The sequence below is a fragment of the Microbacterium sp. NPDC057407 genome (assembly GCF_042803895.1).
GTDB lineage: Bacteria > Actinomycetota > Actinomycetes > Actinomycetales > Microbacteriaceae > Microbacterium.
Genome location: NZ_JBHVCA010000005.1, coordinates 191,583 through 204,307, shown reverse-complemented (window position 1 = coordinate 204,307; position 12,725 = coordinate 191,583). Strand labels below are relative to the sequence as shown.

Annotated in this window: 12 protein-coding genes and 1 pseudogene; 8 read left to right on the top strand and 5 right to left on the bottom strand. The window is 69.5% G+C overall.

The annotated features are described in order from the left end of the window. Positions 1–70: 70 nt before the first annotated feature. From ACFUTX_RS14135 to ACFUTX_RS14120, 4 genes are read left to right on the top strand one after another with little or no spacing between them, the layout of a single operon-like run. Positions 71–1,792, top strand: coding sequence for a GAF domain-containing protein (locus tag ACFUTX_RS14135; RefSeq protein ID WP_378865883.1), 1,722 nt, complete (start codon positions 71–73; stop codon positions 1,790–1,792). After that, positions 1,789–2,454 carry a response regulator gene (locus ACFUTX_RS14130; protein WP_378865880.1) on the top strand — a complete coding sequence of 222 codons (666 nt, stop codon included), beginning with the start codon at positions 1,789–1,791 and terminating at the stop codon, positions 2,452–2,454. Before ACFUTX_RS14135 ends, ACFUTX_RS14130 begins: the two co-directional genes overlap by 4 nt. A 58-nt stretch (positions 2,455–2,512) precedes the next feature. After that, entirely contained in the window at positions 2,513–3,331 is an 819-nt protein-coding gene (locus tag ACFUTX_RS14125) for a universal stress protein (RefSeq protein WP_378865877.1), read from the top strand. Further along, complete coding sequence (locus ACFUTX_RS14120; protein WP_378865874.1) at positions 3,328–3,984, top strand: hypothetical protein; 657 nt, start codon at positions 3,328–3,330, stop codon at positions 3,982–3,984. The genes ACFUTX_RS14125 and ACFUTX_RS14120 overlap by 4 nt, the downstream gene beginning before the upstream one ends. Positions 3,985–3,995: 11 nt before the next feature. On the opposite strand, the gene ACFUTX_RS14115 is transcribed toward ACFUTX_RS14120, so the two are convergent. Both ACFUTX_RS14115 and ACFUTX_RS14110 read right to left on the bottom strand, forming a co-directional pair. After that, the gene (locus tag ACFUTX_RS14115) at positions 3,996–4,475 is read right to left on the bottom strand and encodes a hypothetical protein (RefSeq protein WP_378865871.1); all 480 of its coding nucleotides are present in this window, start codon (positions 4,473–4,475) and stop codon (positions 3,996–3,998) included. A 3-nt stretch (positions 4,476–4,478) separates the two neighbouring features. Continuing rightward, positions 4,479–5,324, bottom strand: coding sequence for a universal stress protein (locus ACFUTX_RS14110; protein WP_378865868.1), 846 nt, complete (start codon positions 5,322–5,324; stop codon positions 4,479–4,481). Positions 5,325–5,490: 166 nt separating this feature from the next. Between ACFUTX_RS14110 and ACFUTX_RS14105 the strand changes: the two genes are divergently transcribed. From ACFUTX_RS14105 to ACFUTX_RS14095, 3 genes are all read left to right on the top strand, one after another. Further along, positions 5,491–6,243 carry an SDR family NAD(P)-dependent oxidoreductase gene (locus ACFUTX_RS14105; RefSeq protein WP_378865865.1) on the top strand — a complete coding sequence of 251 codons (753 nt, stop codon included), beginning with the start codon at positions 5,491–5,493 and terminating at the stop codon, positions 6,241–6,243. 40 nt (positions 6,244–6,283) lie between these two features. Then, on the top strand, positions 6,284–6,832 hold the full coding sequence (locus ACFUTX_RS14100) for a flavodoxin family protein (protein WP_378865863.1): 549 nt from the start codon (positions 6,284–6,286) through the stop codon (positions 6,830–6,832). 82 nt (positions 6,833–6,914) lie between these two features. Continuing rightward, entirely contained in the window at positions 6,915–8,267 is a 1,353-nt protein-coding gene (locus ACFUTX_RS14095; RefSeq protein WP_378866000.1) for an MBL fold metallo-hydrolase, read from the top strand. 6 nt (positions 8,268–8,273) lie between these two features. Here ACFUTX_RS14095 and ACFUTX_RS14090 read toward each other — a convergent pair whose 3' ends face one another. The 3 genes and pseudogenes from ACFUTX_RS14090 to ACFUTX_RS14080 all read right to left on the bottom strand — a co-directional run bounded on the left by ACFUTX_RS14090 (position 8,274) and on the right by ACFUTX_RS14080 (position 11,792). After that, positions 8,274–8,756 (bottom strand): universal stress protein, encoded by a 483-nt coding sequence (locus ACFUTX_RS14090; protein ID WP_378865860.1) that lies wholly within the window; start codon positions 8,754–8,756, stop codon positions 8,274–8,276. Between the two features lie 87 nt (positions 8,757–8,843). Then, positions 8,844–11,256: pseudogene (gene ppsA, locus ACFUTX_RS14085) on the bottom strand (phosphoenolpyruvate synthase). A 119-nt stretch (positions 11,257–11,375) separates the two neighbouring features. Continuing rightward, positions 11,376–11,792 carry a hypothetical protein gene (locus ACFUTX_RS14080; protein ID WP_378865857.1) on the bottom strand — a complete coding sequence of 139 codons (417 nt, stop codon included), beginning with the start codon at positions 11,790–11,792 and terminating at the stop codon, positions 11,376–11,378. 66 nt (positions 11,793–11,858) lie between these two features. Here ACFUTX_RS14080 and ACFUTX_RS14075 point away from each other — a divergent pair, with 66 nt between their 5' ends. Further along, on the top strand, positions 11,859–12,647 hold the full coding sequence (locus ACFUTX_RS14075; protein ID WP_378865854.1) for an alpha/beta fold hydrolase: 789 nt from the start codon (positions 11,859–11,861) through the stop codon (positions 12,645–12,647). The last annotated feature ends 78 nt before the right edge of the window (positions 12,648–12,725 follow it).

The following is a 12,725-nucleotide window of genomic DNA, read 5'->3' as shown; positions in this document are numbered from 1 at the left end:
AAAGTCCCGTTCATCTGGCGCCGCACCACCTCTGGTCCTACCCTGGGGTCGGCGCAAGAAGGAGGCGTCGATGCCCGCGGATGAACGCATCGTGTTCCCCGACAGCCCTCGCCTCGAACTGGACAACGCCCTTAACGGCTTGCTCAGGCAGGCGGAGAAGGTGCGGCACACCCAAGAGCGCCTTCGGGCCCTGCTCGGTGCGACCCAGTCGGTGGTCGAGGAGATCGATCTTGCGACGCTGCTGCGGCGCATCGTCGAAGCGGCCGTTGCGCTCGTCGACGCGGAGTACGGAGCGCTGGGAGTCATCGCTCCCGAGCGTGACCGGCTCGAAGAGTTCATCTATGTCGGCCTCGATGAAGCCGACGCGGCGAGGATCGGTCGGCTCCCCGAAGGGCATGGGCTCCTGGGCGCGGTCATCAGAGACCCTCAGGCGATTCGGCTGACCGAGATGTCGAGCGACCCCCGGGCAGCGGGGTTCCCCGCCCACCACCCTTCGATGACGACGTTCCTGGGCGTGCCGGTGCGGGTGCGCAACGAGGTGTTCGGCAACCTCTACCTGACCAACCGGCGCCACGGCGAGTTCACCGACGAAGACGAGCGACTGATCTCCGCCCTCGCCACCACGGCGGGGTTCGCCATCGACAACGCGCGCCTGCTCGACGCGGCGCGCACGCGCGAGAGGTGGATGACCTCCGCAGCAGAGCTCTCGTCCGCTTTGCTTTCTTCGCCGACCGCCACCGCCTTCGACTTGATCGCCGGACGCATCTTCGAGCTGCCCGGGATCGACAAGGTCACCGTGCTGCTGGTCGACGACGATTCCGACGAGCTTCGTATCGCCGCCGCACGCGGCGCAGACGAGGCGGAACTCCGCGGTGCCGTACTCAGCGCCGACGCCGTGTGCGCTGGCGGCAGCCTCACCGACGACGGCGCGCGCGCGATCGCGGCGCCGACGACCGGAGCGAGTCCCCTGCACATCACAGCCGACGGCGAGACCGGCCCCGCTCTTGCCGCGCCGATGCGCACCAAAGCACGCTTGTGGGGCGTGGTGTGCCTTGCACGGGAACCGAAAGCGCGGCGGTTCAGCAGAGCCGAGATCGACAGCGCGGGAGACTTCGTTTCGCGAGCCGGCATCGCCCTCGAGCTCGCCGTCGCCCGCGAGGAGGCCCAGCGGGCGATGCTCGCCGACGATCGCAGCCGCATCGCCCGCGACCTGCACGACCACGTCATCCAGCAGCTCTTCGGGACGGGTCTCACCCTGCAGTCGGTGGCCGCATCGCTTCCCGCCGGATCGGAGGCGGATCGCGTGTCGGACTCGATCGACCAGCTGGACGACGCCATCTCGCAGATCAGGACCGTGGTGTTCGCCCTGTCGCGCCGTGAGGAGACGACCGTCCGGCACCAGATCATCGACGTCGTCGCGGCCGTCTCCGGCTCGATGAAGCGTCCACCCGCGATCCGGTTCACAGGACCGGTGGACCACCTCATCGTCGACGACCTCGCGACCGAGGTCGTCGGGGTCGCGCGCGAGCTGCTGAGCAACGCCGTGCGCCACGCGCACGCCGACCGCGTTTCCGTCGAGCTCGCGATCGAGGACGGGTCCGCTGCCCTCACGGTCGAGGACGACGGAATCGGGATCGGCACCACCTCCCGCCGCAGCGGGCTCGACAACCTGGACCACAAGGCGCGCCGCCGCGGCGGCGTGTTTCTCCTCGACTCGAGCTCGACCGGGACAGCCGCCACCTGGCGGGTGCCGCTGCCGGACCGCCGCCACGATCGGAAGGACATCACGTGATCGACGTGTTCCTCGTCGACGACCACGAGGTCGTGCGCCGTGGAGTCGCGGATCTGATCCGCACCCAACCCGACCTCGACGTCGTCGGTGAGGCGGCAACGGTCCGCCAGGCACGCGGCCGCATCGAGGCGACACGGCCGGACGTCGCCGTGCTCGATGTGCGACTTCCGGACGGCAGCGGCATCGACCTGTGCCGCGACATCCGCTCCCGGGTGCCCGAAGTGAAGTGCCTCATCCTCACCGCCTACGACGACGACGCCGCCGTGCGGGCGGCGGTCCTGGCCGGAGCATCCGGATACGTGCTGAAAGACATCGGCGGCGCGCGGCTGCTCGACGCCGTGCGCGCCGTGTCGGCCGGGCGATCTCTGCTCGATCCGGCGCTCGCGCGCCAGGCGGCGGAGCAGATCCGCGAACGGGCCGACGCCGAGGACCCGCGGCTCGGATCGCTCGGGCTGCGCGAGCGGCAGATCCTCCGGCTCATCGCCGACGGCCTCACCAACCGCCAGATCGGAGAGAAGCTCGGCATCGCCGAGAAGACGGTCAAGAACTACGTCTCGTCGCTGCTGAGCAAACTCGGGCTCGAGCGGCGCACCCAGGCCGCCGTGTTCCACCTCGAGCACCGCGAACCCGAGCACCCCACCCCGGCGCGGGACGGGACCTAGGTCCCGGAGCAGCGATCACCCTCTCTCTATCCTCGGACCACGACGACGGAGGCGGGAGATGGAGCGGATCCTGGTCGGATACGACGCCGGCAAAGGAGCGGAAGCCGCGCTGGACTGGGTCATCGACCGAGCGCTGCGCCGCGATCTGCGCGTCGAGGTCGTGATCGTCACGAACCCGTTCCTGCAGGATCGCCCGCGCGCCGAGGAGCAGCTGGCGCAGGCAGAGCAGCGTCTGCGGACTCAGATCCCGGGTTTGGCGGTAGAGACGGCGCGCATCGACGGAACACTCGCGAGGGCGCTGACGGATGCTGCGGCCGACTCGGATCTGCTCGTCATCGGCATCGACTCCGACCGTCCGGTGCGCGAAGCCCTTCACGGGTGGCTGTCCCTCCGCATCAGCGCGAAGTCGCCCGTGCCGACGTGCATCGTCCCGGCGGGATGGTCCGCGAAGAACGGTCCGGTCACCCTTGCCTTGGCGACGGATGGATCGAGCGAACGGGCGGAAGGGTTCGCCGCGGCAGAGGCCGCGGAATGGGGTGAGAACCTCCGTGTGGTGCACGCCTGGTCCGTCCCGATCACGACGTCGGGGTCGTCGGCCTTGGCGACCTCGCGCCAGCAGGCGCTCATGCAGCACCGCGACGTCATCGAGCGATCGGTGGAACGCATCCGCCATTCCTCTCCCGGCGTCACTGTCGAACCGGTGCTGATCCACGACAATGCGGTCGCCGCCGTCGCCGCGGCGGCCGCCGACAGTTCACTCGTCGTCATGGGCACCCACGGGCGCGGCGTGCTCGCGGGCGGCGTCTACGGCTCTGTCGGGCAGGACCTCATCGGCACCGTGCACACCCCGATCGTCGTCGTGCCGGCTGCGCGATGACAGCCGGCGAGAGCAGCGGCGCGGCCCTCACGACGACGACCACCGGGTCGGCTCCCTGGCTGGGTCGCTGGATCGCCGTGGTCACTCTCGGCGAGACGGTCGGCTTCGCCGCGCCGGCTCTCGTCGGCGCGGCCTTCTCGGACTCCCCGGCTCTCGTGCCGCTTCTCCTGGGGGCGGGCGCGGTGGAGGGCGCGGTGCTGGCAACAGCCCAGCTCGTCGTCCTCCGCCGTCTCCTGCCGTCGATCCGGCCCTGGGTATGGGTCGCCGTGACGGCGGCTGGAGCGGTCGCCGCCTACGTGATCGGCATGGTGCCCTCGACCCTCGCACCCGTCTGGAGCACGTGGCCGTGGCCCGCTCGAGCCCTGATGTTCGTCGTTCTCGGAGCCGCCCTCCTCTCGACCATCGGCGGCGCGCAGTGGCTCGAACTGCGACGGCTCGTCAGGGGCGCCGGGTGGTGGGTCGGCGGCACGGCCGCGGCGTGGCTCGTCGGCCTGGCGATCTTCCTGCTCGTCGCCATGCCGCTGTGGCACGAGGGTCAGAGTGTCGCCGTCGCCGTGGCGATCGGGCTGGGCGCCGGCGTGCTGATGGCTCTCGCCATGTCGACCGTCACGGGCCTCACTCTTGCTGCGTTGCTCCGCCGACAGCACGTCTAGGCTGCGGAGGCTCAGCGGCCGGTCGGAATCGACCCTCGATCGCCGTCCGACACAGTCACCATGGTCGACCGACGCGGGTGGGCGGCGAAGTCGAGGACGCCGAGAAGCAGCAGGGTCAGGCCGAGCTCCAGCAGCCCCACAGCGAAGTACACCGCTTGCAGCGGGCTGAACGGGATGTAGACCATCTGCACGAAGATCCAGATGAGGCAGGCGAAGCCGGCGGCGGACGAGAGGAACTCCGCCGCCGGCCGGCGCCGAAGAACCCTCACGAACGCCCATGCGTGCGGGGCGGCGACGAGCAGGATCAGCGCCAGCCCGGGCAGGAGATACGAGCCGAACGGCGACCCCGAGAGGTAGTCGCCCGGCGGGATGATCGTGTAGGGCACGTCCGGGCTGAGGCTGCCCAGGATGAGGGCCACACCTCCGGCGAGCGCCGTCACGGCCACGAACGCCAGCGACGACAGCAACGCGATGCGAGCGATCCGAAGCATCCGTCAGTCCTCCTCGAAGCGGGACGTCCCCGCCTCATTCGGCACCACGATGACCGGGCACTCGGCGTGCCACAGCACCTCCTGCCCCACCGAGCCCAGCACGCCGCCCGCCAGGATGCCCCGGTGGTGCGTGCCGATGACGAGCATCGACGCTCGACCGGCGAATCGCAGGAGTGCGGCGGAGCGGCTGTCGCGTACCAGTTCGGTCTGAACGGGGAGCGTCGCATGACGCTCCAGAACCCATGACAGTGCGTGCTCGAGCACCTCGCGATGCTCGGCCATGACCGAATCCGTGGTCTGAACGAGCACGGTGTTGCCCGAGAACGATGGAGTGGGCATCAGCCACGAATGCACGAGCCGCAGCGCAGTAGCGGTGGCCCGCGCCTCGCGGGCCCCGAATGCGAGTGCGGCGTCGGATGACTCGTCAGCGGCGATTCCGACCGTCACGGGGTCACTCCCGGCGACCCACCCGGCGGGGACCATTGCAACCGGGACGCGGGAGAAGGTGCTCAACCGCAAGGGCAGTGCGCCCGCGACGGTGGCCCGGATCGGATGGCCCGGATTGATGCCCACAACCAGAAGGTCGGCTTCGTCGGCGAACTCGGTCAGCGCATTCGCCGTGCCCCCTTCGAGCCGGTGCAGCTCGACGCCCGTCCCCGGCGCCCGCTCGCGCAGGTATGCCTCGGCCTCGCCCAGTCGGTCAAGGGTCGCTGCGCGGTCCCGTGCGAGCTTCGACACCACGTTGACCACCCCGACCATCACGTGTCCGCGGGCGGCCCGCTCCGCGACCCACTCGAGCGCCGAGACCGACGCCGAGGTGCCGTCGTAGCCGAGAACGATGCGCTCCATGAGCCCTCCTGTCATCCGCGGCCACCGCCGCGTCAGCGACGCTATGGGGCCGGGAGCGGCCGGTTAGGGCCCTTGGTCCCGTCGGCGGATAGCGCGCGGGACTTTGGGCCCGGGGTGAGTGTCGGCGTGGAGTGTGCAATGACGTGACACCGCGAAAGGACCTCCCATGACCCTCCATGAGCATCGGTTCGCCGGCTGCACCGTCATCGTCACGGGCGCCGGCTCCGGCATCGGCCTCGCCACAGCGACCCGCCTGGCGATGGAGGAGTGCCGCGTGATCGCCGTCGACGTGTCCGCCGGCAGGCTCCATGACCTGACCTCCGAGGTCGAAGGCGACATCGTCCCGATCACCGCCGACATCACTGACGACGCGAGCATCGCCACCGTCATGTCCACGGTCGGTGAACGAGTGGACGGGCTTGCGAACGTCGCCGGCATCATGGACGGCTTCGAGCCCACTGCTGACATCGCCGATGCGACGTGGGATCGGGTTCTCGCCGTCAACGTGACCGCCATGATGAGACTCACCCGTGCCGTCCTGCCGGTCATGCTCGAACGAGGACGCGGGAGCATCGTGAACGTCGGCTCCGAGGCGGGGCTGCGAGGATCGGCGGCCGGCACGCCGTACACGACGTCGAAGCACGCGGTGAATGGACTGACCCTCAGCACGGCGTTCTTCTACACCCCGCGCGGCGTGAGGTGCAACGCCGTCGCTCCGGGCCCGGTGGCGACCAACATCGAAGCGCCGTTCCGCTCGGAGTGGGGTCAGACGAGAATCGGCCCGTTCCTGCAGACCAACGTGCCGGGGGTCGCGCGCCCCGAGCAGCTCGCCTCCGCCATCACCTGGCTTCTCAGTGACGACGCGTCGAACGTGTCCGGCGCCATCATCCCCGTCGACGGCGGGTGGGCGGCGATCTGATTCGCCATGCTCGCATACCTCCAGAAAAAGGAACGCCATGATGAACGACACCACCGGATCCATCGTGATCGTCTACGAATCGATGTTCGGCAGCACCCGGCGCGTCGCCGAGTCGATCGCCGACCGCCTGAGCGCCGACCACACCGTGAGCATCATCCCGGTCCGCGAAGCGCAATCGCTTCCCGACGACCTGTCCCTCTTGATCGTCGGCGGCCCCACCCACGTCCACGGCCTCAGTCGGCCGGAATCCCGCGCCGACGCGCAGAAATGGGCGGCAGATGAGAGCAAGGATCTGCAGCTCGAGCCGGGATTCGATGGGATCGGCATCCGTGAATGGCTCAAGCGGTACCAACCCACCGTGGCCCACCATGCCGCCTTCGACACGCGCGTCGACATGCCGCGCCTCTTCACCGGCTCTGCCGCGGGCTCGATCGACAAGCGCCTGAGCGCTCTCGGATCTCACCGGCTCGTCGAGCCGATGAGCTTCTTCGTCGACAAGGAGAGCCACCTCGAACCGGCCGAGATCGAGCGTGCTCGGCGTTGGGGGTCGGAGCTCGCAGAGGCCCTGGTACCGGCCGCCGCGCGATGAACGGCTGAGGGCGATGGTCGACCGTCCCACCGGTGCGACACCCGGCATCGGGCCGCGGAGCGGCCCTCAGCACGCAGCCTCGATGGGGTTCCTCGGGGCCGCCGACACCGTGACGGGTTCGCGCTACCTCATCCGCCACGGGACCCACCGCACGCTCGTCGACTGCGGGATGTTCCAGGGATACAAGGTGCTGCGGGCGCGCAACCGCGCACCGTTCCCCGTCTCGCCTTCGTCGGTCGACGCCGTCGTGCTGACGCACGCGCATCTGGACCACTCCGGCTACCTGCCGGCGCTGGTGCGGGACGGCTTCCGCGGGCCGATCTACTGCTCGCAGGGGTCGGCTGAACTGTGCCGGATCATGCTGCCCGACAGTGCCCATCTTCTCGAGGAAGAGGCGCGTCACGCGGCCCGGGGCGGCTGGTCGAAGCATCCGATTCCGCGTCCCCTCTATACCGTCGACGACGCCGCTGCCGCTCTGGATCGTCTGCGGCCGATCGATTTCCACGAGCCGGTCGAGCTCGCGCCCGACACCGCGTTCGAGCTCGCGCCGGCCGGACACATCCTCGGAGCCTCGTGCGTGAGCTTCACGGTCGGTGGCACGACGGTCACATTCACGGGGGATCTGGGACGTCCGGACGACCCGCTGATGCGACCGCCCGAGCCGCTGGGTCCGACCGACGTCCTCGTCACCGAATCCACCTACGGAGACCGCGCACACAGTCCGGAGAACCCGGAGATCCACCTCGGAGACGTGATCCGACGGGTCACGAAGCGTGGCGGTGTGGTGCTCATCCCCGCGTTCGCGGTCGGCCGGACCGAAACGATCCTGCTGCACCTGTCGCGACTGCGCGAGCGCGGTGAGATCCCCCCGGTCCCCGTCTTCGTCAACAGTCCCATGGCGGTATCGGTCATCGACGTCTATCGACGATTCCCCGCCGAACACCGCCTGGACAGCTCCGAACTCGACCGCATCTACGACCTTCCCTCCCTGGTGCGGTCCGTGGACGACTCGAAGCTCCTGAACCTGCGCGGCGGACCCATGGTGATCATCTCGGCCAGCGGCATGCTCACGGGCGGTCGCGTGCTCCATCACCTCACGGCGTACGGCTCGGATCCTGCGAATGCCGTGGTGCTGACGGGATTCCAGGCGGGCGGAACTCGCGGAGCTGCCCTCGCTGCAGGCGCACGCAGTCTGCGCATCTTCGGCCGGGATGTGCCGATCCGCGCTGAGGTGGTGCTCCTCGACTCGCTGTCCGCACACGCCGACGCCGACGAGGTGTTGGCGTGGATGAGGTCGACGCCGCGCGCACCGCGGGCTGTGTACGTCACCCACGGCGAGCCGACGGCGGCCGACACCCTGCGCGCGAGGATCGAGCGGGAGCTCGGGTGGCCCGCACGCGTTCCCGAGCACCTCGAGTCGGTCGCGCTCGCTTGAGCGGGCTCAGCGGTCGTGCATCACCAGCACCGGGCACTGCGCGTGCGCGGCGCACGCGTCGCTGACCGAGCCGAGGAGCAGCCCCGCGAAACCGCCATGGCCCCTGCCGCCGACCACGATCAGCGCGGCCTCGGCCGACAGTTTCACGAGTTCGCGGGCCGGTCGGCCGCGTCGCGGCGACCACGTGAACCAGTCGGGCGGCCCATCAGGGAACATCTCCTTCGCGGCATCGCCGAGCACCTCGGCGGCGTGCTGCTGAGGGTCGAAACCGCCCCAGGGATCGCCGTACGTCCCCGAGACGAACGTCGGGTAGTCCCACATCATGACCGCGTGCGCCGGCAAGCCGAGCTTCGGGCCCATGTCGACGGCGCGGCGCAACGCGGCGAGAGATGCGCGCGAGCCGTCCACCCCGACGAGGATGCCGGGGCGGTCCCAGGGCAGGGGCGGCTGCGACTCGGTGCCGCGCGGGTCACGATAGGTCTCAGGCATGCCCTCAGCATCCGCCGCGGGGAGCCGTCGTCAGGGGTCGAAGGTCCCGCGCCACGCCAGGCCACGCCAGGCCACGCCAGGCCGCGATCACACCGACACGGGATCGGCACCACTCCTCAGGGGCGCCCGGACTTCTGCCGAGGCAAGCCGCATCCACGTCGACATCACGCTGTCAGGATTGAGCGAGAGCGAGCGGATGCCTCGACCGACGAGCCATTCGGCGAAATCCGGATGATCCGACGGACCCTGACCGCAGATCCCGATGTAACGGCCGCGTCGACGGCAGGCGTCGATCGCCAGCTGCAGCACGGCGAGCACGGCCGGGTCGCGTTCGTCGAAGGCATCCGCCACCAGCTCGGAGTCGCGGTCCACGCCGAGGACGAGCTGCGTCATGTCGTTCGATCCGATCGAGAATCCGTCGAAGTGATCGAGGAAGCGGTCTGCCAACAGCGCGTTCGACGGGATCTCGCACATCATCAGCACTTCGAGCCCGTTCACCCCCCGCCCCAGCCCTCTCTCGGCCAGAGCGCGCTCGACGGCCTCGGCCTCGGCCAGTGTGCGGACGAACGGCACCATGATCTTGACGTTGGTCAGCCCCATGTCGTCGCGCACGTACCGCAGGGCGTCGCACTCCATCGCGAAGCAGTCGGCGAAGCGCGCAGTCACGTACCGTGACGCGCCACGCCACCCGAGCATCGGATTCTCCTCCTCCGGCTCGTAGCGGTCGCCTCCGAGAAGGTGCGCGTACTCGTTGGTCTTGAAGTCGCTCATGCGGACGATGACGGGCTTGGGCGCGAAAGCGGCCGCGATGCTCGAGACCCCTTCGGCCAGCCGTTCGACGAAGTACTTGCGGGGCGATCCGTACGCGCGGGTGCGGCGTGTGATCTCGCTCGCGAGGGGTTCGTCGAGCGATCCGACATCGAGGAGTGCCTGGGGATGGATGCCGATGAACTCGGTGACGATGAATTCGAGGCGGGCCAGCCCGACGCCGGCGTTCGGGATCGCGGCGAAGGAGAACGCCTGGTCCGGGCTGCCGACGTTCATCATGAGGTCCACCGGGATGCGCGGCATCCGATCGATTCGCGTGCGCTCCTCGGAGTAGTCGGCGCGTCCCGCGAAGACGCGACCGTCTTCGCCTTCGGCGCAGCTGACCGTGACGAGCGACCCGTCCTGCAGAAGATGCGTGGCCGTCCCGGTGCCCACCACCGCCGGGATGCCGAGCTCGCGCGACGATCGCGGCGTGGCACGTTCGCCCGCCTCGGTCGGTGACGATCGCCGCGGCTTTCTTCATGATGGGCTCCCAGTCGGGGTCGGTCATGTCGGCCACGAGGACGTCGCCGATTTCGACCCTGTCCATCTCCGCCACCGACGACAGCACGCGGACTCTGCCCGACCCGATGCGCTGACCGATCGCCCGCCCGCTGATCAGCAACGGCCCGTGGTCGCCCAGAACGAACCTGTCGAGGGTCGCGCCGTCCTCGCGCGACACGACTGTCTCGGGTCGCGCCTGCAGGATGTACAGCCGACCGTCGACGCCGTCGCGCGCCCACTCGATGTCCATGGGCCGCCCGTAGTGGTCTTCGATCACAAGGGCTTGCCTTGCCAGTTCGGCGACCTCGTCGTCGCGAAGACTGAAGCGCGAGCGCTCCGCGTCGGGCACCTCTTCGAAGCGGGTGCTGTGCTCCACGCTGCTCTCGCGGGCGAACCGCAGCGCGGTGGCCTTCTGCCCGAGACGGCGGCGGAGGATGGCCGGGCGGCCGGCCCGGAGAGACGGCTTGAAGACGAGGAACTCGTCCGGGTTCACCGCCCCTTGCACGACCGCCTCGCCGAGTCCGTACGCTCCCGTGATCAGCACGGCGTCGCGGAACCCTGACTCGGTGTCGATGGTGAAGATCACCCCCGAGGCCCCGATGTCGGAGCGCACCATTCGTTGCACGGATGCCGACAGGGCGACGTCGGAGTGCGCGAAGCCCTGGTGCACCCGGTAGGCGATGGCCCGGTCGTTGTACAGCGACGCGAAGACCTTCTTCACCGCGGCGAGGATGTTGTCTACTCCGGAGATATGGAGGTAGGTCTCCTGCTGTCCCGCGAATGACGCGTCCGGCAGATCCTCGGCGGTCGCCGACGACCGCACCGCCCACGTCACCCGCTCATGCTCGGGGTCTCCGGCCACGAGGGTCGCGAACGACGACCGGACGTCGCGCTCCAGGTCCACCGGGAAGGGCTGCGCTTCGATGAGCGCACGGATCTGGCTGCCCACTGCGGCCAGCTCGTCGACATCGCCGATGTCGAGGGTGGCGAGCAGGCGGTCGATGCGATCGGCCAGTCCGTCGGCGGAGAGGAATGCGCGGTAGGCCCGAGCCGTCGTCGCGAAGCCGCCGGGAACGCGCAGACCATCGCGGGTCAGGCGGGAGATCATCTCGCCCAGCGAGGCGTTCTTGCCGCCGACCTGCGGCAGATCAGACATCGAGATGTCTTTCAGGGCGATCACGTTGCTCATGCGGGGCTCCTTCGGCCGTAGTCGGTGTCGACGACATCGCGCTGCGGGCGCGTCATCCTTGCCCACGCTGGACGACGGTCGCGCTGTCGATGGGGTCCTTGGTCCCGCGGCGGCGGGGTTCAGGCGCCCGGCGTCGCGGTGCCGTCCCCGGTGCGGTCGAGCAGCCGGCGCACCCCGCTGCGCGCGAGCATGAGCGTGATGATCAGCGCGGTGACCTGGAAGAAGCCGCCGAGCGAGACCGCATCGCCGAAGAAAAGCGCCACAGCGCCGAGGACCAGGAACTTGCTGCCCGGAAGCACGAGCACCAGCGCGACGACGTTGACCGCTCGGACCCAGGATGCACCGGCGCCGCGAATCTGCCCCACGATGCGCTTCTTCACCCAGAGCACCACCTCAAGCATGAGCTTCAGCAGCACCGCAGTGAGGAGGGCGAGTAGGAAGGTCTCGGAGATCACCTGCGGAAAGAGCTGGATGAAGACGCCGAGCACGACGAGATAGACGAACACGTCCACCAGATCGATCGCACGGAGTCGCACGCGACGAGCGTAGCGAGCGATGTCAACCGGCGGCCGCGCTTTCCGCCGCCTTCGTAGCATGGGCGCATGACCTTCGCCGACCATGCGCGCGGCGCGAAGCGCGGCCGGAAGCTGCGCGTTGCCGAGGAGCGGCTCGATGTCGAGGGTCTCGCGTTCCGCGTGCTCTCGTCGATCGCGCCGGCAAGTCGGCACCCCGCGGTCGTACTGGTGCACGGGATCGGGGTGTCACACCGCTACCTGTCGCGACTGCACGACGAGCTCGCGGCATCCCGCACCGTCGTGTCTGTGGATCTGCCCGGGTTCGGTGGACTGCCCAAACCGAGCCGCGATGTCGACGTCGAAACGATGGCCGGTGCCCTCGCGCAGGTGCTCGAGCGGCTCGAGCTCGGGCCGGTCGTGCTCGTCGGCCATTCGATGGGGTCACAGTGGGTGGTCGAGGCGGCCGCGCAGCGGCCCGACCTGCTCAGGTCGGTGGTGGCGATGGGCCCGGTCACCGACGACCGGCACCGCACGGTTCTGCGGCAGACGCGCGCGCTGGCGATGGACACCCTGCTCGAACCGCTCGCGGTGAACGCGATCGTCCTCACCGACTACCTGCGGTGCGGGATCCCCTGGTATCTCACCCAGCTGCGTCACATGCTGGCCTACCCGCTCGAGGATCGGGTCGCGGGCCTGATGGTGCCGCTCCTCATCGTCCGCGGCGGCGCCGATCCGATCGCCGGCCTGGAGTGGTGCCGGCGCCTGCGAGACAGCGCACCGCGAGCCGACCTCGTGCAGATCCCCGGCCAGCACCACGTCGCCCAGCACTCGGCGCCCCGGGCCGTGGCATCCGCGATCCTCACCCTCGCCGGCTGACGCGCGACCCGCACCCTCGAGTCGCCAAGACACGCCGCTCGCCGCGCGCGCGGTCGGCGTGTGATTGCGACGAGAGCG